Here is a 19453-nt window from a genome sequence, read left to right as displayed (position 1 = left end):
AGCCACAAATCGCCTCCCCAACTAAGAGCTATCCGGAGTGCCTGAGACAGGGCTCCGGAGCGTTCAAGCCGCCTGTCCCATGCCGGGAAGGCGCATCACATATGGTATCGCTCAATGGAGGATGATCCATGCGTCACTTTGATTTCGCACCGCTTTATCGCGCAACCGTCGGCTTCGACCAGATCGCCGACCTGATGGACCGGGCGCTGACCAGCGACGTCGCCCAGCCGACCTACCCGCCCTACAACATCGAGAAGACCGCCGCCGATGCCTACCGCATCTCGATCGCCGTGGCAGGCTTCGCAGATGATGACCTGTCGGTCGAACTGAAAGAGCATCAGCTCGTTGTGTCGGCCCGCAAGGCCGAGGAGGACGAGGCCCGCAGCTACCTGCACCGCGGCATCGCCACCCGCGCCTTCGAGCGCCGCTTCACCCTTGCCGACCACGTGCGCGTGACCGGCGCGGTGCACGAGAACGGCATGCTGCACATCGACCTCAAGCGCGAGATCCCCGAGGCGCTGAAGCCGCGCCGGATCGAAATCGCCCGCGCCTCCGGCACTCCGGCGCTGGAAAAGGACGTGGTCGACAGCAAGTCGGTGAACTGATCGCGACCTCAAACCCGCCTGCAAGGCCCCGGCACCCGCCGGGGCCTTTTCGCATGGATCCGCCGGGATGTTCTCAGTTCGCGGTCAGCATACAGCAGCCGGTGACCGCGCGGCTGACCTTGCCGGTCAGCACCAGCGTGGCCCCCAACCCATAGAGCCGGTCGGACATGCCATCGCTGCAGGCGAATTTCGGGGTCATTACGAGGATGGCCTGAAGGTCAGGCGCAGCCGCCACCGACACGAACGGGTGCAGCCCGGCATCGACGCGCCGGGTGTCGCCCGCCAGCAGGGTCACCGGATCCTCTCCCAGCTCGGACCAGCTCGCGATGCTGTCCGGGTCGACCCGGTAGCTCCAGAACGGCTCGGTGCCGAAGCAGCCCACCTCGGCGGCATCGGGCATGGCGCTGCCCGGCTGCATCTCGAGGAACGAGAGCGACGCCCAGCCGCTGCCCTCGCCGGTATTGAGCCGGCCCCAGGTTCCCTCCTCGTTGATGGCCGTGATCTCGATATTGGTGGCGTCGGGCGCGAGCGTGCCGATCTGCGCGGCCCCGGCCTCGGGCTCGGCGCGGATGTTGAGGTGGTCATCGCTCGCCACACCGGTAACATCGTAGAGCGCGGGTGCCTCCTGCGCGGCACTCGCGCCAGCGAGGCAGATCGCCAGGCAGAACAGTACGGATCTGAACATCGCATACCCTCCTTTGAGACTTTCGAACTCGCGGGCCGGCCCCGTGGCAGGCGGGCCTTACCGCCGCGCGCTCCAGCTCGCCGAGGCGTGCTTGCGCGTGTAGAACTCTCCCATAAGACCGATCATGATGAGAACCAGCGACAGGTAAAGCGCATATTCCCAATCGGAGTTGCGCGGGTTGTAGTCGACGAAGGCATAGCCGCGCGATTGGTCGATGGTGTGAAACAGCGGGTTCCAGTCGAACATCACCAGCATGTAGCTGGGCAGCGTGTTGGCCACGAACATCTTGCCAGAGGCAATCATGTTGGCGCGCTGATAAACCGTCGAGAGGATCTGCACCGGGGTCGGGAACCACGGCTTGGCGGCAAGGAACACCATGCCGATCGCCGCGCCCGAGAACCACGACAGCAGGATCATCGCCATGCAGCCGATGGGATCGTGGATTTCCTGCATGACGAAGGGATTGAAGGCCACATCGTAGATGAAGAGGATGAACACGAGGCTGAGGATCTGGATGTAGAGCGTGCTCAGCATCGCCGAGGCGATGGCGATGGCGGTGTTCATCGGAGCGTGCTGCATCATCGGGCTGGCCGGCCCCTCCGAGCCCACCACCGCGCTCAGCGTCTTGGTGTGGGTCATGTAGAGGAACACGCCGGTCATGATGTAGATCATGAAATCGCCGCGGATCGCGGTGCTGCGCATGCCGAGGATCTGGAACATGAAGTAGAAGGCCAGCACAAAGATGATGGTCTGCAGCATGTTCATGAAGATCGCCATGAAGGCGTTGCCATGGGTCCGGCGGACAGCGCGTACCGAATTGTGGTAGATCAACTCGGAGATGTAGAACGCGGAACCCAGCCGCGAGCGCGGCTTCGTGGTCTGAAACATGGCAAAACTGCTCCGGTGCCGGCGGGTGCGACGGGTCTTTCTTGCCCATCTTGGTTGAGGAAAGCATAAGGATTCGTGGCTGCCAACGCAAACATTGCGCCGCCGCGGTAAAGGAGAACCACTTTGAATTACGAAACTCTTGTTCGGGTCATGCGCCGCCTCGCCCTGGAAGCCGGCGACAAGATCATGGAGATTTACGAAAGCGACGATTTCGAGGTGAAGTCGAAATCCGACGCCAGCCCGGTCACGGAGGCCGACGAGGCCGCCGACGCGCTGATCTCCGCCGGCCTGCGCGACGCCTTTCCCGATGTCGCGCTGGTCACCGAAGAGCAGGCTGACAGCCACACCCAGGACGTGATGACCTTCCTGATCGTCGACCCGCTCGACGGCACCAAGGAGTTCGTGAAGCGCCGTGGCGATTTCACCGTGAACATCGCGTATGTCGAGGACGGCGTGCCGACACGCGGCGTGGTCTATGCCCCCGCAAAGGGCCGCATGTTCTACACCACCGCCACCGGCACCTCGGTCGAAGAGACCGGTGCCTTCGACAAGGAGACGGTGGGCGAGACCACGCCGATGAAGGTCTCGGACGCGGACAACAGCGCGCTGATGGTGGTGGCCTCCAAGTCGCATCGCGACGAGGCCACCGACGACTACATCAACAAGTACCAGGTCAGCGATTCCAAGAGCGCCGGCTCGTCGCTGAAGTTCTGCCTCGTGGCCACCGGCGAGGCGGATCTCTACCCGCGCCTCGGCCGCACCATGGAGTGGGACACCGCCGCAGGCCACGCCGTGCTCAGCGGTGCCGGCGGCCGGGTCGTGCGCTTCGACGACCACACCCCGCTGGCCTACGGCAAGCCGGAATTCGCCAACCCGTTCTTCATCGCCTACGCCCCGGGCGTGGAGCTGAAGGAAGGCTGACGCGTCGGTGGGCGCGCTCCCGGTCAGCGTTGTGATCGTGAGCCGGGGCCGCCCCGGCGCATTGTCGCTTTGCCTGACCGGCGTGGCCCAGCTCGATTATCCGGCCTACGAGGTGATCGTGGTGGCCTGCCCCGAGGGCGTTGCCACGGTTGCCGCCCGCCCCGATGCGGACCGGATCAGGCTTGTCGCCTTCGACGCGCCCAACATCTCGGCGGCGCGCAATCTCGGCATCGCCGAGGCCGCCGGCGAGGTGATCGCCTTCCTCGACGACGACGCGGTGCCCGAGCCGACATGGCTCGCGCATCTCTGCGCCCCCTTCGCCGATCCACAGGTGGCGGCGGCGGGCGGCTATGTGCGTGGGCGCAACGGCATTGAGTACCAGTGGCGGGCGCAGGGCGTCACGGCCCGCGCGCAGGAGCGCGACCTGCCCATCGAAGGCACGGAACCGCGCATCCTGCATGGCCGCCCCAGTGTCGCGATAAAGCTGCAGGGCACCAACATGGCGCATCGGCGCAGCGTGCTGGCCGAGATGGGCGGCTTCGACCCGGCCTTCCGCTTCTTCCTAGACGAGACAGATCTCGACATGCGCCACGCCGCCGCGGGTCATGCCGTGGCCGTGGTGCCGCTGGCCGAGGTGCATCACGGCTATGCCGAGAGCCCGCGCCGCGCCGCGGACCGCAGCCCGCGCGACCTCACCGAGATCGGTGCCTCGCTCGCCGTCTTCCTCGCCAAGCACTGCCCCGAAGTCGAGCGTCGCATGGCGTGGCTGGCCCTGCGCGATGCACAGCGCCACCGGTTGCTGCGCTTTCTGCAGCGTGGCCCGCTCGGCCCGGACGACGTCGTGCGCCTGATGCGCAGCCTCGACCGTGGCTGGATCGAAGGGCTCGCAAGGCCGTTCGGCAACCTGCCGCCGATCCCCGAGGCGCGCCTGCCGTTTCTCGCCTATCCCGGCCGCGCCGGCGCGCCTCGCCGCGTGCTCTCCGGACGGGTCTGGAACCGTGTGGCCATGCGCCGAGACGCCGCCCGCTACGCCGCGGATGGTGAGATCGTCAGCGCCTACCGGTTCTCTCACACGGCCCTCTTTCACACGCTCAGGTTTCATGCGGACGGATATTGGGAGCAGATCGGCGGGCTCTGGGGCCGCAGCGAGCGCGTCGGTCCAGTGATCCAACTGCACAGTTTCGAGGATCGTCTGCGGTCGGAAGCTGCCCGTGTTGCACCCGTTCGCAACAACAAAGACCGAATATAAGGCACCGCAATCACTCAATCTACGAGGGAGTTGTCGCGAATTTGCCTAGTTTGCGCTCTAGGCCTTACATGGTACAGAATCAGACGAAGACCAGCGCGCGCGTGTCAACGTCGCGTCACGATTTTAGGAGCAGGACATTATGAGCAACAAGGTCACCAAGGCGATCTTCCCGGTGGCGGGTCTCGGAACACGTTTTCTTCCGGCCACGAAGTCGGTCCCGAAGGAGATCATGACCCTCGTCGACCGACCGCTGGTGCAATACGCCATCGACGAGGCCCGCGCCGCGGGTATCAAGGAATTCATCTTTGTCACCTCGCGCGGAAAAAGCGCGCTCGAGGACTATTTCGACCACGCACCGCAGCTCGAGCAGGAGCTTGAAGCCAAGGGCAAGGACAAGCTGCTTGGCGTTCTCAAGGACACCTACATGGACTCGGGCGAGATCGCCTATATCCGCCAGCACAAGGCACTGGGTCTCGGCCACGCGGTGTGGTGCGCCCGCCGCCTGATCGGCGACGAGCCCTTCGCGGTGATGCTGCCCGATGACGTCATCGCAGCCGACAAGCCCTGCCTTCAGCAGATGGTCGAAGCCTATCAGGAAACCGGCGGCAACATGGTCGCTGCGATGGAAGTGCCTGCCGACAAGGCCTCGGCCTACGGCATCCTCGACGTGCAGGAAGACATGGGCTCGATGGTCTCGGTCAAGGGCATGGTCGAGAAGCCCAAGGCAGGCGAGGCACCGTCGAACCTCGCGGTGATCGGCCGCTACATCCTGTCGCCGAAGATCCTCGAGAACCTCGACGCCAAGACCACCGGCGCCGGCGGCGAGATCCAACTCACCGATGCCATCGCCAAGGAGATCAATGGCGACGAAGGCGTCTATGGCTACCGCTTCAACGGCCAGCGCTACGATTGCGGCTCCAAGGCGGGCTTCCTGCAAGCCACCGTCGCCTTCGGCCTGTCGCGCGACGATCTGCGCGACGATCTCGAAGCCTACCTCCACGAGGTGGTTTCGGCCCGCAAGGCCGCGCAATAAGCGGGCAAAGACCGAAACATGTCCAATGTACTGGTAACCGGGGGTGCGGGCTATATCGGCTCGCACGCCTGCAAGGCGCTGAAGGCCGCCGGCTTCACGCCGGTGACCTATGACAACCTCGTCACCGGCTGGAAGGACTCCGTCAAGTTCGGCCCGTTCGAGCAGGGCGAGCTGTCGGACCGGTCCCGCCTCGACGCGGTGTTCGCGCAGTACCAACCCGTGGCGGTGATGCATTTCGCCGCCCTCAGCCAGGTCGGCGAGGCGATGTCGGAGCCGGGCCGCTACTGGCGCAACAACGTCGAGGGCTCGCTGACGCTGATCGAGGCCGCCACCGCGGCGGGCTGCCTGAACTTCGTATTCTCCTCGACCTGCGCCACCTATGGCGAGCATGACAACGTGGTGCTCGACGAGGGCACGCCGCAGGAGCCGCTCAATGCCTATGGCGCCTCCAAGCGTGCGGTCGAAGACATCCTGCGCGATTTCGGTGCCGCCTACGGCCTGAAATCGGTGATCTTCCGCTACTTCAACGTGGCCGGTGCCGATCCCGAGGGCGAGGTGGGCGAGCATCACCGCCCCGAGACCCACCTGATCCCGGTGATGCTCGAGGCGATCGACGGCAAGCGCCCCGCACTGACCATCAACGGCACCGATTACGACACGCCCGACGGCACCTGCATCCGCGACTACGTCCACGTGATGGACCTCGTCGATGCGCATGTGCTGGGCCTGAAGTGGCTGCAGGACGGCAAGGAGAGCCGTGTGTTCAACCTTGGCACCGGCAAGGGCTTCTCGGTGCGCGAGGTGATCGACGCCTCGGGCGCGGTGACCAACCGCGAGGTGCCCTACTCCGAGGGCCCGCGCCGAGCCGGTGACGCCACCAAGCTGGTCTCGGGCTCGACCCGCGCCGCCGCCGAGCTCGGCTGGACGCCGGATCGCTCGACCATGCCGCAGATGATCGCCGACGCATGGCGCTGGCACCAGAATGGACATTACGAGGGCTGATCCGCCCCCGCGCCTTCTGGATCTGACGCGCCTCGTCTCGCGCGCCGGGCGACCCTTCACGGGGATTGACCGGGTTGAATACGCCTATCTGAGGCAACTGCTGCGCACCGGCCCGCTCTTTGGGCTGGTGCGCAGTTCTCTGGGCTACCTGCTGCTGGACCAGCGTGGCTGCGCCGAGCTGAAGCGCCGCATCGATGGCGGCGACTGGCCCGCCCCCGATCTTCTGGCACGGCTGCGCAAGCTCGATCCCGGGCGTGCCGGGGCCGAACGCGCGCTGCGCTCGGTGGCCGTGGGCCGCTGCCCGCCGCGCGGCCTCGGCGCGATGCTCCGCACGCACCTGCCCGCCGACACCCGGTACCTCAACACCGGCCACACCAACCTGACCGACCGCACCATTGCGGCGCTGCGCGGCGTGCCCGGCAGCCGCATCGCCGTCCTGCTGCACGACACGCTGCCGCTGGACGTGCCCGAGCACCAGCGCCCCGGCATTCCCGAGCGTTTCGCGGGCTTCCTCTCGCGGGTCGGGCGCCATGCGGATCTGGTGATCTGCAACTCGAAGCAGACCGAGCGCGACCTGCGCCGGCACCTGCCCGACAGCGCGGCACAAAGCGTCGTCGCGCATCTCGGCGTCGACCTGCCCGTGCCGACCAGCCCCCCCGACGGGCCGTGGACCGGCCGGCCCTATTTCGTCGCGCTCGGCACCATCGAGCCGCGCAAGAACCACGCGCTTCTGCTCGACATCTGGGAGCAGGAGCAACCGGCCGCCGATCTGCTGATCTGCGGCAGCCGCGGCTGGAACAACGACGCCATCTTCACCCGGCTCGATGCCGGCATCGCCGGCGTGCACGAACTGCCGGGCCTCGATGACGGGCAGGTCGCGGCGCTGCTGAAGGGCAGCGCCGGGCTGCTGTTCCCGAGCCTCGCCGAAGGCTACGGTCTGCCCCCGCTGGAGACCGCAGGGCTGGGGGTGCCGGTGCTTGCGAGCAACCTTTCGGTGCTGCGCGAAGGGCTTGGGGATATTCCCGTTTACGCTCCTGTGACGGAGCGGTATCTTTGGACCCAGTTGATAAGAACGATGGCCGAGGATCACCGGGCAGGACGGGGCGTGGCACCAAACGCTGCGGCGGCATTCGCCCCGCCAAGCTGGGATGCGCACTTCAAGACCGTCTTAACCCTGATCTGATAGCCGCGGGGGAACGGGGCCGGACCGTCCGGCCTGACGAGGGCGCACAGTGGGTGCATGGCAGTCATACCGGCTGAGGCTTCAGCGCAAGCGCTGGCGCATTCGCGCCCTGCGCAAGAGCCGCGAACTCATGCCGGTCACCAACCGGACCGACAAGCTCCGCTCGAGCGACCTGCTGGTGTTCTGCACCCAGCGCAACGAGGGCATCCGCCTGCCCTATTTCCTGGAATATTACCGGGACATGGGGGTGAACCACTTCTTCTTCGTCGACAATGACAGCACCGACGGCTCGCTCGACTACCTCTCCCGGCAGGAGGATGTCTCGGTCTGGAGCAGTCGGGGCAGCTACAAGCGCTCGCGCTTCGGCATGGACTGGATCAACTTCCTGCTGCGCAGGTATGCCCATGGCCACTGGGCGCTGACCGTCGATCCCGACGAGTTCTTTCTCTATCCGTTCTGCGACACCCGGCCCCTGCGCGCCCTGACCGACTGGCTCGATGCCTCGTCGATCAAGAGCTTCTCGGCCATGTTGCTCGACATGTATCCCAAGGGCCGGATCGACGCGCAGCCCTACGAGCGCGGCCAGAACCCGCTCGAGATCGCGTCATGGTTCGATGCCGGCAACTACACGATCAGCCGCAACAAGCGCTTCGGCAATCTGTGGATCCAGGGCGGGCCCCGGGCGCGGGTGTTCTTTCCCGACCGCCCAGAGCGGGCGCCGGCGCTGAACAAGATCCCGCTGGTGAAATGGGACCGACGCTACACCTATGTCAGCTCGACCCACATGCTGCTGCCGCGCGGGCTCAACGCCGTCTATGACGAGTGGGGCGGCGAGAAGGCCAGCGGCCTGCTGCTGCACACCAAGTTCCTCGACACGTTCGGCGCCAAGGCCGAGGAAGAGCTGAACCGGCGCGAGCATTACGCCGGCTCGACCGAGTATCTCGCCTATGCCGCCGGCATCCGCGACAACCCCGAGCTCTGGTGCAAGTGGTCCGAGAAATACATCAACTGGCGCCAGCTCGAGATCCTCGGCCTGATGTCCAAGGGGAACTGGGCATGAGCGTCGGCATCGTGATGCTGGTGCACACCGCGCTCGGCCGCGCCGAACAGGTCGCCCGGCACTGGACCCGTGCCGGCTGCCCGGTGGTGATCCATGTCGACAGCATGGTGCCCCGGAGGGTCTATGACGGCTTCGTGCGCAGCCTCGCCGATGAGCCCAACGTGCGGTTCTCCAAGCGTCACCGCTGCGAATGGGGCACCTGGGGGCTGGTGGCGGCGAGCCAGGATGCCTCGGAGCTGATGCTCGAGAGCTATCCGGGCGTGCGCCATGTCTACCTGACCTCCGGCTCCTGCCTGCCGCTGCGCCCGATCGAGGAGCTGATCGAGTATCTCGATGAGCGCCCGCGCACCGATTTCATCGAAAGCGCCACCACCGCCGATGTCCCCTGGACGGTCGGCGGGCTCGACCACGAGCGCTTCACCCTGTTCTTCCCGTTCTCGTGGCGCAAGAACCGCTATCTTTTCGACCGCTATGTCGAGCTGCAGCGCCGGATCGGCTTTCGCCGCCGCATTCCCAAGGGCGTCGTGCCGCATATGGGCAGCCAGTGGTGGTGCCTCACCCGGCAGACCCTCTCGGCGATCCTGCAGGACCCTGAGCGGCGCAAGTTCGACCGCTACTTCAAGCGCGTCTGGATCCCGGACGAGAGCTATTTCCAGACCCTCGCGCGGCTCTACTCCACCAACATCGAGAGCCGCTCTCTGACGCTGTCGAAGTTCGACTTCCAGGGCAAGCCGCACATCTTCTACGACGATCACCTGCAGCTGCTCCGCCGCTCGGACTGCTTCGTGGCGCGCAAGATCTGGCCCCATGCAGAGCGGCTCTACGACGCGTTCCTGGACCACCCCGAAGCGGCGCAGAACCGGCAGGAGCCCAACCCCGGCAAGATCGACCGCATCTTCGCCAAGGCCGTGGACCGCCGCACCCGGGGCCGCACCGGGCTCTACATGCAGTCGCGCTTTCCCAATTACGGCTGGGAGAACGGGCTGACCGCAGGCAAGTATTCCGTCTTTCAGGGCTTCTCGGACCTGTTCAAGGAGTTCGAAAGCTGGCTCGCCCGCGCCACCGGCGCGCAGGTCCACGGCCATCTCTTCGGCCCCCAGCGGGCCGAGTTCGCCGGCGGACAATGCGTTCTGAACGGCGCGCTGTCGGACAATGCCGCGCTGCGAGACGCCAACCCCAAGGCGTTTCTCACCAACCTGCTGTGGAACACGCGCGGCGAGCGGCAGTGCTTTCAATACGGGCCGCATGACAACCCCAAGATCATCTGGGACATGGCCCGCGATCCCAATGCCCAGATCAACGTGATCTCGGGCGCCTGGGCGGTGCCGCTGTTCAAGTCGAACGCCAATTTCGCCAACCTGCGCGCCGAGGCCGCGCTGCTGCAGAAGGTCGAGCACAAGATGCTCGACCAGTTGCGCTCGCCCGAGGCCAAGGCGCGGATCCGGATCTGGACCATGGCCGAGTTCATCGAGGCCCCGATGGAGCCGCTGCAGATCGTCATCGACGAGATCGGACAGAAGCCGCATCGCCGCCTTGCCGAGGCGCCGGTGATGGAGGATCTCAGCGGCTTCGGCCGGTTCCTGCAGAACCTCAAAAACCAGGGGATGCACCCCTACCTGATGGGCGATTTCCCGGTGGAACACGCCCCGCGCAATCCGCGCCGCGCCGCGCGCAAACCGTATCTCGTGAAGAAATAGGCCCGCCATGTCCGACCGTTTCGATAGTTTCGTGGTCTTCGCCGAGATGCGGACCGGCTCGAATTTCCTCGAAGCCAACCTCAATGCCTTCGACGGGTTGAGCTGCCTTGGCGAGGTCTTCAATCCGCATTTCATCGGCTACCCGAATTCCCAGGATGTGCTCGGCATCACCCAGGCCGAACGCGACCGCGACCCCGCGGGGCTCCTGAAAGAGATCCGCAGACACGAAGACGGGCTCGCCGGGTTCCGCTTCTTCCACGATCACGACCCGCGCATCCTGCCCGCGATCCTCGAGGACGAGCGCTGCGCCAAGATCATCCTCACCCGCAACCCTGTCGACAGTTATGTCAGCTGGAAGATCGCGCAGGCCACGGGGCAGTGGAAGCTGACCAACGTCAAGAAGCGCAAGGATGCCAAGGCGCAGTTCGACGCCGCCGAGTTCGAGGCTCATCTCGAAGCGTTGCAGGCGTTTCAGGTCACGCTGATGAACGCGCTTCAGACCACGGGGCAAACGGCATTCTACGTCGCCTACGAAGACCTGCAGGACGTCGCGGTGATGAACGGGCTGGCCCGCTGGCTGGGCGCGACCTCGCGGCTCGACAGCCTCAACACCGCCCTGAAGCGGCAGAACCCCGAGCCGATCTCGCAGAAGGTCGAGAACTTTGCCGAGATGGAGCAGGCTCTGGCGCGGCTCGACCGGTTCAACCTGACGCGGACCCCGAACTTCGAGCCCCGGCGCGGGCCGGCGGTGCCGGGCTACGTGGGCGGGGCACGGACGCCGCTGCTCTACATGCCGCTCAAGTCCGGCCCCGAGGCGACGGTGCTCAACTGGATGTGCGCGCTCGACGGGGTCCCGGAGGAGGCTCTGGTGCGCGACTTCAACCAGCAGAGCCTGCGGCAATGGAAACGCGAGCGCCCGGCCCACCGCAGCTTCACCGTGCTGCGCCACCCGCTGGCGCGCGCGCATGATGCCTTCTGCTCGAAGATCCTGAGCACCGGCAAGGGCAGCTACAAGGGCATTCGCAAGACCCTGCGCCGTGCCCACAATCTGCCGATCCCCGAAGGCGAGCCCGGCAGCGACTACACGCTCGAGGCACATCGCGAGGCCTTCACCGCCTTCCTGCACTTCCTCAAGGCCAACCTCGCCGGGCAGACCGCGGTGCGGATCGACGGCCACTGGGCCAGCCAGACGCAGGCGCTCCAGGGTATGGCCGAGCTGACCCTACCCGACATGCTGGTACGCGAGGACGAAATGACAAGCTACCTGCCGGCGCTGGCCATGCAGGTCGGCCATGCCGCGCCGCCGGATCCGGTCGCCGTGCCGACGCAGGCACCCTACGCGCTGGCGCAGATCTACGACGACCAGCTCGAAAGCGCGGCGCGCGAGGCCTATCAGCGCGACTACCTTATGTTCGGCTTCGGCGACTGGGGCTGAACGCTCCGGGCACCGACAGCACCAAAGGCGCGGCGACCCCGGGTCGTGCCGCGCGCAGGGCTGACGATGTCGAAGAGGAGGTCATACTGACCGGGCGCACCCGGTCGATGACCGGTGCTCAGGCCGCTTGCGACGAGCGATCCTCGGTGAGGATGGCGTGCAGGGTGGCGGCGTCGGGGTTGGCGCGCAGCTTGTTGCACAGCGCCGCGTCGCGCAGCGTGCGCGAGACCAGCGCCAGCGCCTTGAGATGCTCGACCCCGGCATCGGCGGGGGCGAAAAGCGACAGCACCACGTCGACCGGCTGACGATCGACGGATTCGAACTCCACCGGTTTCTCGAGAAGAATGAAGACGCCCTTCACTTCATCGAGCCCGTGCAGGCGAGCGTGGGGAAGGGCGACGCCATGGCCCACACCGGTGGGGCCAAGGCTTTCGCGTTCCATCAGCGCCTCGACGACGGAGGGGGCCGAGAGCGCGTAAGCGCTTTCGGCCAGATCCGCGATGTCATGCATCAGGCGCTTCTTGCTGCTAGCCGCAGCAACGACCTTCACCGCTTGCGGTTTCAGAAGTTCCAAGAAGGTCATAGACCGCCTTTCACTGTCTGCTCTGGGGCGTTTCAGGCCGCGACATGGACGATCTCTTACGGATCGATCCAGCCGATGTTGCCGTCGTCGCGGCGATACACGACGTTCACCCCATCCTTTTTCTCATTGCGGAAGACCAGGACGGGGGCCCCGGCCAGCTCCATCTGCATAACGGCTTCGCCAACCGTCAGCGATGGAATCTGGGTCTCCATCTCAGCGACAATGATCGGCTGCAGCGAGTCCGGTTCGTCGTCATGCGACTCGGCTTCGCCGGCGAGGATATACGAGGCTGCTCCGAAGAGTTCAACGGGCTCGGCACGATCCTTGTGGTGGTCTTTCAGGCGGCGCTTGTAGCGACGCAGCTGCTTGTCCACCTTCTCGGATACACCGTCGAAGGCTGCGTAGATCTCGGTTGCCTTGTCCTTGGCCGAAGAGGTCAGGCCGGTGGACAGGTGTACCGTGACTTCGCAGATATACTCATGTGCGCTCTTGGAAAAGGTGATGGTCGCGTCCGTGGGCCGGAAGGCGTATTTCTCCAGGACGGTGCCCAACTCGTTCTTGACGTGAGTCTGAAGGGCTTCGCCGATATCGATCTGCTTTCCCGTGATCTGATAGCGCATGTCTGTTTCCTTCTCTTCTTTGGACCCGACTACAGTTCCCGCCTTACTGGCAGGTTAGATCTGGTGTCGGATCATGGGAGACGCAAGGCAACTGCAGCAAAGACCCCTTCTTCCCTCTCCTCGGGGCGCTTCGTTCAGGCATGCAAAACTGCGCTGCGTCATGGGTATATTTGACGTGAAACGGGGTCGTTCTGTCAATGATCTGTCGCAAACCCTCGTCAAATCGCGCAGCCATCTGGGAACAATCCGATTTATCCGATCCGGAAGTTCTCACCGAGATAGACCCGGCGGACATTCTCGTTCTGCACCACCTCGGCGGGCGTCCCGGACATCAGCACCTTGCCATCATGCAGGATATAGGCCCGGTCGACGATCTCCAGCGTCTCGCGCACGTTGTGGTCGGTGATCAGCACGCCGATGCCGCGCGTCTTGAGGTCCGAGACCAGCATGCGGATGTCGTTGACGCTGATCGGGTCGACCCCGGCGAATGGCTCGTCGAGCAGCAGGTACTTGGGGCTGGCCGCAAGGCAGCGGGCGATCTCGACGCGCCGCCGCTCGCCGCCCGAAAGCGCCAAAGCCGGGGCGCGGCGAAGGTGTTCGATCGAGAACTCGCCCAGCAACTCCTCGAGCCGCTCGCGGCGGCGGTGCCGGTCGCTCTCGGCGATATCGAGCACGGCGGTGATGTTGTCCTCGACCGAGAGGCCACGGAAGATCGACATCTCCTGCGGCAGGTAGCCGATGCCGAGACGCGCGCGGCGATACATCGGCATCCACGTGGCATCGCGCCCGTCGATGGTGACCTTGCCGCCCTCGGGGTTCACCAGACCGGCCACCGCGTAGAAGGTCGTGGTCTTGCCCGAGCCGTTGGGCCCAAGCAGCGCCACCACCTCGCCCCGGTCGAGATCGAGGGTGACGTCGCGGATCACGACACGCTTCTTGTAGCTCTTGCGCAGGTTCCGCACGCGAAGGCCGCTGTCGCCTTCGGTCACGGTCAGATCAGGACGGGCCATCGAAATGTCGTTACTCTTCTGGAAATTACTGTTGTTGCTCGTCCGCGCCCTGCGAGATCACCGTGCGCACGCGCCCCGTCATCTGCGCGGTGCCGCCCTCAAGATTCACGACCATGCGCTCCGAGGTCAGGGCGTTCGGCCCCTGCGTGAGCAGCACATTGCCCGTCATCACGACGGTGCCTTCGTCGATATCGTAATCGGCGCGCTCGGACTCGGCGGCTTCCTCGCCGCTGACCAGCGTGACCCCGCCGGTCGCCTCGAGCCGCGCGATGCGGTTGCCGGCCTCGTCGAACACCACGAGGACCCGCGGCGCCGCGAGCCGCATCTCGCCCTGCCCGATCACCACGTTGCCGGTGTAGAGCGCGGTGCCGTCCGACTGGTTGACCTGAAGCTGGTCGGCGCTGACCTCGACCGGCGCACTGGTATCCTGCTGCATGCCCCCGAAGGCGACCTGAGCGCCCTGTGCCAGAGCCGGCCCCGAGAGGGCGAAGAGCATGGCGGCAATGGTCAGAAATCGGAACATACTGGAACCCCTATGGATCTTTCGGATCATATATCAGGTTTACGCCTTGCGTGAAAAGCAGTTGCACGTCCTCGCCGGTTTCGGTCGGCGCGATGGTCAGCTTTCCCGCGGTGAAACTGCCCGCCGGCCCCTCGCCCGAGACCGGTGCGAGGGTTTCGGCCTCGATCCGGTCCATCGCCGCGCGCAGACGCTCGGTGTCGATCCGGTAGCCCGTGCTGCTCTCGATCCGCACCGCCCCCTCGAGATCGGCGCTCTGCTCGCCTTCGCTGACCACCGCGCGGTCGGAGCGCAGGGTGATGCGGCTGCCGTCGGACATGTCGATGCTGGCATCAAGCTGATGCGCAAGAACCTCGTCCATGCCGTCGGCCAAAGGCTCGGCACTGTCAGCGGTGAGGATCAGCTGATCGCCGCGTGCGGTCAGCCCGGCATAGCGCGGCGCCACGATCTGCTGCCGCGCAGGTCCGTCCGAGCCGTCGGGATCGGCGAAGGGAATGTTCACAGTCGGCTCGCTGCTACGCCCGACGAGGAAGAGGGTCGAGAGCAGCGCAAGCGCCACCAGCGGCAGCAGGATCTTCAGCCAGCCGATCACATAGGAATAGGTGTCCCCCCGACGCGCCATCGGATCAGGAATGCGCGAAGATATCGGTGCCCGGCCAGCCCTCGAGATCGAGGAGCGCCCGGGTCGGCAGGAAGTCGAAGCAGCTCTGCGCCAGCGCGCTGCGGCCCTCGCGGGCGAGCATGCCGTCGAGCGCCTCGCGCAGCTTGTGCAGGTGCAGGACGTCCGAGGCGGCATAGTCGCGCTGCGCCTCGGTCAGGGTCTCGGCCCCCCAGTCGCTCGATTGCTGCTGCTTCGAGATATCGACCGACAGCAACTCTTGAGTCAGCGTCTTGAGCCCGTGCCGGTCGGTGTAGGTGCGCACCATGCGGCTGGCGATCTTGGTGCAATAGACCGGCGCCGCCAGCGCCCCGAAGGCATTGTACATGGCGGCGATGTCGAAGCGGCCATAGTGGAACAGCTTGAGCACGCACTCGTCGCGCAGCAGGCGGCAGAGGTTCGGCGCCTCGGTCTGGCCCTTCGCCACCTGCACGAGATGGGCGTTGCCGTCCCCGCCCGAGAGCTGCACCACGCAGAGCCGGTCGCGATGCGGCTCGAGCCCCATGGTCTCGCAGTCGATCGCCACGACCGGGCCAAGATCGAGCCCGTCGGGGAGATCGCCTTTGTAGAGGTGGTTCGCCATGACGGGCCCTTTCCGATACAGATACCGACCGGCCCGAAATAGGCCTGCGCCCCTTGGCTTGCAACTGAAGCTTGAGGGTCGCGCCCGCCTCATTTCGCCGAACTCGGCTGAGAATGTGGCGCGATTCGGACCAAGTTTGACGATTTGAGGGCCGTAAACCGCCGCGATTCGGGCTCCCGCTCACCTGAAAAGCGGCATTTGTAACATTCCGTGAATATCAACACTCCCCCTTAGCGTGTTGCTCCCTGCCTTCCTCGAAAAACCTCCCCGCGCCGGCAAGCGAGTGAGCCCCGCGTCGCAAACCCGGCGCCGCAGTGGCGATCGAGAGACGAAAACCCGCTGCACCCTCCCACAATCATTGTTTCCGAATGCGACCCAGAAGACAGCCGTAGAGACAGGGTGCGAATTGCCCCAACCCTTCGCATCGAGTTTCGCGCGACGATGCATTCATTTTCGAGCATTTGTTTACATTTTCGAAACTGGATCGCCGAAAACGGGGATTGAACTGTTTCCGAGGGTGCTGTTGCCGCAGCTGCTCCCTCTCCTCCCTTGCACGGCCACTGCCAAAGCTCGGATAGCGGCGCCGCCACCGGCATTCTCCGGTCTGCCGGACGCCCGAATTTGTGGCCAATGCGCCGGTCCGAGAGCAGGTCATCTAAAGGTTGGCTCAACTTTTAATTGTGGCAAAAACATGGAGTTGACCGCACTTAAGGCGCAATGCATAACCATTTGTGTCGAGAGTAAGAACATAGTTTCGTCACACTACGGCACTTGGGGGTTGGTGCTTCCACTTGGGAGTTATGGTGAGTTTGCTTCGGTCTTGTTAGGACCAGAAAATCTTCTGAAAGCCTGATGCGCCTCGAGCGTTCCCAGCCTTCGCATGATCGCGAAGGACCGGATCGCTGCGACTTGCGACCGGCCGAAAGCACATCCTTGCCTGCGTTTCCGTCAATACATGCCTCGAGGAGGTCAAATTGACTATTCACATTCGCCAGCCGCTGCCGAGCCCCGGTATAGAAACCCTGATCGACGATGCCCTCTTTGCGGCACCGACCGGCGCCTCCTACGACCGCCTTGCCAAGCGCATTCTGGACATCACCATCGTCCTGCTGGGCGCGCTGCCGGTGCTGCTCGTGACGATGGTCCTCGCCGCGATCATCGCGCTGGACGGCAAGTCGCCCTTCTATCTCCAGAAGCGCGTTGGCCGGAATGGCCGCGTCTTCTACATGTACAAGCTGCGCTCGATGGTGGTCGATGCCGACTCCCGCCTCGAGGCCTATCTCGCCAGCAATCCCGAGGCCCGCGCCGAGTGGAACCACGCCCAGAAGCTGCGCCGCGATCCGCGCATCACTGCGGTCGGCCGGCTGATCCGCAAGACCTCGCTCGACGAGCTGCCGCAGCTGCTCAACGTGCTGCGCGGGGACATGTCGCTGGTGGGTCCGCGCCCGATGATGGTCGAACAGCAGGACCTCTATCCCGGCACCGCCTATTACGCGCTGCGCCCGGGCATCACCGGCTTCTGGCAGACCTCGGTGCGCAACGAGTCGAGCTTCGCCGAGCGGGCCGGGTTCGACACCGACTACCTGCGCCAGCTGTCCTTCGGCACCGATCTCAAGATCCTCGCCCGCACCGTGCGCGTCGTTCTGAACGGCACCGGCTGCTGAGCCCGGAGCAAAACGCTTTTCGAAAAGGCCCTCGCCATCGGCGGGGGCTTTTTCGTTCCGGGCTCAGAAGCCAAGCTTGGCGGCCATGCACTGTCGCCCGTCCGCACCCCTCACCCAGGCGCTTTCAGTGTCGCGACAAAGCGTGACCTCCTCGCCCAGCGTCACCGGCGCGGTGGCGCGGAAGCGGAAGTCCTTCAGCGGCGCCTGCTCCTCGGCCATCAGGATCAGAAGCTGCGCCAGCAGCGGTCCGTGGACCACAAGATCGGCATAACCCTCGACCTCGCGGGCATAGTCGGCATCGTAGTGGATGCGGTGTCCGTTGAAGGTCAGCGCCGAGTACCGGAACAACAGCGTGCTGTCGAAGCAAGCGACCCGCGCCTCGGTCTCATCGCGGCGCGCCTCCGGCGGCCCCGGGCGCGGCGCGTCGGGCGTGGGATCTTCGCGATAGACGAGATCCTGCCGTTCCTCGACGCACAGCGCCCCGTCCTGCCGGATCTCGTGGCGCAGGGTGACGAAGGCCAACGGCCCGGTGCGGCCGGTCTTCTGCGCGACCGTTTCGCGGATCGTGCGCTTCTCGGCCTCCTGCCCGACCCTCAGCGGCGCAAGGAAGCGCAGCGCGCCACCGGCCCACATCCGGCGCGGCAGGCCGAGATCGGGGATCAGACCGCCGGTGCGCGGGTGGCCGTCCCGGCCCAGCGCCTCGGGGGGCTGCGCCTCCCAGAAATGGATCTGGTGGAAGAACGGCGGCAGCGCATCGCCTTCGGCAAGCCGTTCGGGGCGGCCCAGCGCGGCCAGAAGCGCGTTGGCCCGGGCCGGATCGAGCCTGTCGGTCTGCCGTGTCTCGGCTGTAAGGTCAGTCATAAGCACCTCCCTGCGGAAAGGATCTAGACCACCCATGACGCCCACCGTCCAGTCTCTCGACCATCTGGTCCTCACTGTCGCCGATCTCAACGTCACGCTGGCGTTCTACACCGAGGTGCTCGGCATGCGGGCCGAGCGCTTCACCCCGGCTGACGGCTCGCAACGCTGGGCGCTGCGCTTCGGCAGCCAGAAGATCAACCTCCACCAAGCCGGGGCCGAGTTCCTGCCCAAGGCCGCACGCCCGACGACAGGCTCGGCCGATCTCTGCTTTCTCAGCGACACGCCCTTGGCCGACTGGCAAGCGCACCTCGATGCATTGAAGATCAGCCCCGAGGAAGGCCCGGTGCGACGCAGCGGCGCCGAGGGGCCGATCCTGTCGCTCTATCTCCGCGACCCGGACGGCACCCTGATCGAGCTCTCGAACCGGCTCTGAAACGAAAAACGCGCCGCGGGAGCCCCCGCGACGCGCCGATGTCAGCCAAAGCGTGCCGGATCAGGCGTTCGGCAGGATGACGATTTCCACCCGGCGGTTCTGCGCCTTGCCCTCGGGCGTCAGGTTCGACGCGACGGGAGCCGCTTCGCCCCGACCGATGACCGAAATGCGGCTCGAGGGCACACCGCTCGAGACCAGCACGTTCGCGACGGACTGCGCGCGACGCTGCGACAGGCCCTGGTTGTAGCCGGCATCGCCGTCGCTGTCGGTGTGGCCGACGACCTGAACGCTGGTGTTCGGGTACTGGAGCAGCGAACTGCCCACGGTGCGGATGTCGGCCTGCAGGTCGTTGCGCAGCGTGTCGCTGTCGAAGCCGAACAGGATGTCCTGCGGCATGGTCACGATCAGCCGATCGCCGGTGTTGCGAATGCCGACATCGTTGCCGAGCTGCTGGCGCAGTTCCGCTTCCTGCTTGTCGAGCTGGTTGCCGATCACGCCGCCGGCGATGGCGCCCGCTGCGGCACCGGCGAGGGTGTTCTTGACGGCATCGTCGTTGTTGCCACCGATCAGGCGACCTGCCGCAGCGCCGCCAAGCGCGCCGAGAATGACGCCCTGGTTGGTGTTCCGGTTGGGGTTGTTCTCGTCGAACATCTGGCCGTCGGAACAGGCGCTCAGCCCCATCACTGCGGCAAGGGAAAGAAGAATGGACGTCTTGGCCCGGATCATGGTGTGCCTCTTGATCGTTATGGCCCCCGCGTCGCGG

General features: G+C 65.4%; 21 protein-coding genes. 11 read left to right on the top strand and 10 right to left on the bottom strand.

The genetic code is table 11. The features are described from left to right. Nucleotides 1–128 precede the first annotated feature (128 nt). The gene (locus R2601_RS07775) at nucleotides 129–605 is read left to right on the top strand and encodes an Hsp20 family protein (protein WP_007796153.1); all 477 of its coding nucleotides are present in this window, start codon (nucleotides 129–131) and stop codon (nucleotides 603–605) included. Between the two features lie 73 nt (nucleotides 606–678). Here the strand turns inward: R2601_RS07775 and R2601_RS07770 are convergent, their stop codons facing one another. Then, entirely contained in the window at nucleotides 679–1290 is a 612-nt protein-coding gene (locus R2601_RS07770; RefSeq protein WP_007796151.1) for a hypothetical protein, read from the bottom strand. A 57-nt stretch (nucleotides 1291–1347) separates the two neighbouring features. Continuing rightward, nucleotides 1348–2178 carry an ABC transporter permease gene (locus R2601_RS07765; protein WP_007796148.1) on the bottom strand — a complete coding sequence of 277 codons (831 nt, stop codon included), beginning with the start codon at nucleotides 2176–2178 and terminating at the stop codon, nucleotides 1348–1350. A gap of 123 nt (nucleotides 2179–2301) precedes the next feature. Here R2601_RS07765 and cysQ point away from each other — a divergent pair, with 123 nt between their 5' ends. The 8 genes from cysQ (at nucleotide 2302) to R2601_RS07725 (ending at nucleotide 11758) form a co-directional block, all read left to right on the top strand. Further along, nucleotides 2302–3099 carry a 3'(2'),5'-bisphosphate nucleotidase CysQ gene (cysQ, locus tag R2601_RS07760; protein ID WP_040544485.1) on the top strand — a complete coding sequence of 266 codons (798 nt, stop codon included), beginning with the start codon at nucleotides 2302–2304 and terminating at the stop codon, nucleotides 3097–3099. Between the two features lie 7 nt (nucleotides 3100–3106). Then, nucleotides 3107–4348, top strand: coding sequence for a glycosyltransferase family 2 protein (locus tag R2601_RS07755; protein WP_007796142.1), 1242 nt, complete (start codon nucleotides 3107–3109; stop codon nucleotides 4346–4348). 139 nt (nucleotides 4349–4487) lie between these two features. Continuing rightward, on the top strand, nucleotides 4488–5381 hold the full coding sequence (gene galU, locus R2601_RS07750) for a UTP--glucose-1-phosphate uridylyltransferase GalU (protein WP_007796139.1): 894 nt from the start codon (nucleotides 4488–4490) through the stop codon (nucleotides 5379–5381). Nucleotides 5382–5399: 18 nt separating this feature from the next. Further along, nucleotides 5400–6383, top strand: a complete 984-nt coding sequence (gene galE / locus R2601_RS07745; protein WP_007796136.1) for a UDP-glucose 4-epimerase GalE — start codon at nucleotides 5400–5402, stop codon at nucleotides 6381–6383. Further along, entirely contained in the window at nucleotides 6364–7566 is a 1203-nt protein-coding gene (locus R2601_RS07740; RefSeq protein ID WP_007796133.1) for a glycosyltransferase family 4 protein, read from the top strand. Before galE ends, R2601_RS07740 begins: the two co-directional genes overlap by 20 nt. 49 nt (nucleotides 7567–7615) lie before the next feature. Continuing rightward, the gene (locus R2601_RS07735) at nucleotides 7616–8626 is read left to right on the top strand and encodes a glycosyltransferase family 2 protein (RefSeq protein WP_040544483.1); all 1011 of its coding nucleotides are present in this window, start codon (nucleotides 7616–7618) and stop codon (nucleotides 8624–8626) included. Next, entirely contained in the window at nucleotides 8623–10323 is a 1701-nt protein-coding gene (locus R2601_RS07730) for a DUF5927 domain-containing protein (RefSeq protein ID WP_007796123.1), read from the top strand. The genes R2601_RS07735 and R2601_RS07730 overlap by 4 nt, the downstream gene beginning before the upstream one ends. Before the next feature lie 7 nt (nucleotides 10324–10330). Next, complete coding sequence (locus R2601_RS07725; RefSeq protein WP_007796121.1) at nucleotides 10331–11758, top strand: sulfotransferase family 2 domain-containing protein; 1428 nt, start codon at nucleotides 10331–10333, stop codon at nucleotides 11756–11758. A 118-nt stretch (nucleotides 11759–11876) separates the two neighbouring features. On the opposite strand, the gene R2601_RS07720 is transcribed toward R2601_RS07725, so the two are convergent. The 6 genes from R2601_RS07720 to R2601_RS07695 form a co-directional block, all read right to left on the bottom strand. After that, nucleotides 11877–12341, bottom strand: a complete 465-nt coding sequence (locus tag R2601_RS07720; RefSeq protein ID WP_007796119.1) for a PTS sugar transporter subunit IIA — start codon at nucleotides 12339–12341, stop codon at nucleotides 11877–11879. A 56-nt stretch (nucleotides 12342–12397) separates the two neighbouring features. Continuing rightward, nucleotides 12398–12961 (bottom strand): ribosome hibernation-promoting factor, HPF/YfiA family, encoded by a 564-nt coding sequence (gene hpf, locus R2601_RS07715; protein ID WP_007796116.1) that lies wholly within the window; start codon nucleotides 12959–12961, stop codon nucleotides 12398–12400. A 251-nt stretch (nucleotides 12962–13212) separates the two neighbouring features. Then, nucleotides 13213–13971: an LPS export ABC transporter ATP-binding protein gene (lptB, locus tag R2601_RS07710; RefSeq protein ID WP_007796114.1), complete on the bottom strand. Its 759-nt coding sequence runs from the start codon at nucleotides 13969–13971 to the stop codon at nucleotides 13213–13215. Between the two features lie 25 nt (nucleotides 13972–13996). Then, nucleotides 13997–14494, bottom strand: coding sequence for an LptA/OstA family protein (locus R2601_RS07705; protein WP_007796111.1), 498 nt, complete (start codon nucleotides 14492–14494; stop codon nucleotides 13997–13999). A gap of 10 nt (nucleotides 14495–14504) precedes the next feature. Beyond that, nucleotides 14505–15113, bottom strand: a complete 609-nt coding sequence (gene lptC / locus R2601_RS07700) for an LPS export ABC transporter periplasmic protein LptC (RefSeq protein ID WP_007796108.1) — start codon at nucleotides 15111–15113, stop codon at nucleotides 14505–14507. A gap of 4 nt (nucleotides 15114–15117) precedes the next feature. Further along, nucleotides 15118–15732, bottom strand: coding sequence for a ribonuclease D (locus R2601_RS07695; protein ID WP_007796105.1), 615 nt, complete (start codon nucleotides 15730–15732; stop codon nucleotides 15118–15120). A 974-nt stretch (nucleotides 15733–16706) separates the two neighbouring features. Between R2601_RS07695 and R2601_RS07690 the strand changes: the two genes are divergently transcribed. Continuing rightward, the gene (locus R2601_RS07690; protein WP_007796101.1) at nucleotides 16707–17396 is read left to right on the top strand and encodes a sugar transferase; all 690 of its coding nucleotides are present in this window, start codon (nucleotides 16707–16709) and stop codon (nucleotides 17394–17396) included. A 63-nt stretch (nucleotides 17397–17459) separates the two neighbouring features. On the opposite strand, the gene R2601_RS07685 is transcribed toward R2601_RS07690, so the two are convergent. Then, entirely contained in the window at nucleotides 17460–18257 is a 798-nt protein-coding gene (locus R2601_RS07685) for an HTD2 family dehydratase (RefSeq protein WP_007796098.1), read from the bottom strand. A gap of 34 nt (nucleotides 18258–18291) precedes the next feature. On the opposite strand from R2601_RS07685, the gene R2601_RS07680 reads away from it, so the two are divergent. Then, a complete protein-coding gene (locus tag R2601_RS07680) occupies nucleotides 18292–18690 on the top strand; it encodes a VOC family protein (protein ID WP_007796095.1) in 399 nt (132 codons plus the stop codon). A gap of 60 nt (nucleotides 18691–18750) precedes the next feature. Here R2601_RS07680 and R2601_RS07675 read toward each other — a convergent pair whose 3' ends face one another. Then, nucleotides 18751–19416, bottom strand: coding sequence for a YiaD family glycine zipper/OmpA-like lipoprotein (locus tag R2601_RS07675; protein WP_007796093.1), 666 nt, complete (start codon nucleotides 19414–19416; stop codon nucleotides 18751–18753). Nucleotides 19417–19453: the final 37 nt, after the last annotated feature.

Source organism: Salipiger bermudensis HTCC2601 (assembly GCF_000153725.1).
GTDB lineage: Bacteria > Pseudomonadota > Alphaproteobacteria > Rhodobacterales > Rhodobacteraceae > Salipiger > Salipiger bermudensis.
Note: the sequence above shows the minus strand (reverse complement) of the source record. Positions and strands in the feature narration are given on the sequence as shown.

What these genes read in the sequence shown, in the direction of transcription:
- R2601_RS07775 (WP_007796153.1), top strand. Translation starts at nt 129, where the DNA reads ATGCGTCACTTTGATTTCGCACCGCTTTATCGCGCAACCGTCGGCTTC.
- R2601_RS07770 (WP_007796151.1), bottom strand. Translation starts at nt 1,290, where the DNA reads ATGTTCAGATCCGTACTGTTCTGCCTGGCGATCTGCCTCGCTGGCGCG.
- R2601_RS07765 (WP_007796148.1), bottom strand. Translation starts at nt 2,178, where the DNA reads ATGTTTCAGACCACGAAGCCGCGCTCGCGGCTGGGTTCCGCGTTCTAC.
- galU (WP_007796139.1), top strand. Translation starts at nt 4,488, where the DNA reads ATGAGCAACAAGGTCACCAAGGCGATCTTCCCGGTGGCGGGTCTCGGA.
- galE (WP_007796136.1), top strand. Translation starts at nt 5,400, where the DNA reads ATGTCCAATGTACTGGTAACCGGGGGTGCGGGCTATATCGGCTCGCAC.
- R2601_RS07740 (WP_007796133.1), top strand. Translation starts at nt 6,364, where the DNA reads ATGGACATTACGAGGGCTGATCCGCCCCCGCGCCTTCTGGATCTGACG.
- R2601_RS07730 (WP_007796123.1), top strand. Translation starts at nt 8,623, where the DNA reads ATGAGCGTCGGCATCGTGATGCTGGTGCACACCGCGCTCGGCCGCGCC.
- R2601_RS07725 (WP_007796121.1), top strand. Translation starts at nt 10,331, where the DNA reads ATGTCCGACCGTTTCGATAGTTTCGTGGTCTTCGCCGAGATGCGGACC.
- R2601_RS07720 (WP_007796119.1), bottom strand. Translation starts at nt 12,341, where the DNA reads ATGACCTTCTTGGAACTTCTGAAACCGCAAGCGGTGAAGGTCGTTGCT.
- hpf (WP_007796116.1), bottom strand. Translation starts at nt 12,961, where the DNA reads ATGCGCTATCAGATCACGGGAAAGCAGATCGATATCGGCGAAGCCCTT.
- lptB (WP_007796114.1), bottom strand. Translation starts at nt 13,971, where the DNA reads ATGGCCCGTCCTGATCTGACCGTGACCGAAGGCGACAGCGGCCTTCGC.
- R2601_RS07705 (WP_007796111.1), bottom strand. Translation starts at nt 14,494, where the DNA reads ATGTTCCGATTTCTGACCATTGCCGCCATGCTCTTCGCCCTCTCGGGG.
- lptC (WP_007796108.1), bottom strand. Translation starts at nt 15,113, where the DNA reads ATGGCGCGTCGGGGGGACACCTATTCCTATGTGATCGGCTGGCTGAAG.
- R2601_RS07695 (WP_007796105.1), bottom strand. Translation starts at nt 15,732, where the DNA reads ATGGCGAACCACCTCTACAAAGGCGATCTCCCCGACGGGCTCGATCTT.
- R2601_RS07685 (WP_007796098.1), bottom strand. Translation starts at nt 18,257, where the DNA reads ATGACTGACCTTACAGCCGAGACACGGCAGACCGACAGGCTCGATCCG.
- R2601_RS07680 (WP_007796095.1), top strand. Translation starts at nt 18,292, where the DNA reads ATGACGCCCACCGTCCAGTCTCTCGACCATCTGGTCCTCACTGTCGCC.
- R2601_RS07675 (WP_007796093.1), bottom strand. Translation starts at nt 19,416, where the DNA reads ATGATCCGGGCCAAGACGTCCATTCTTCTTTCCCTTGCCGCAGTGATG.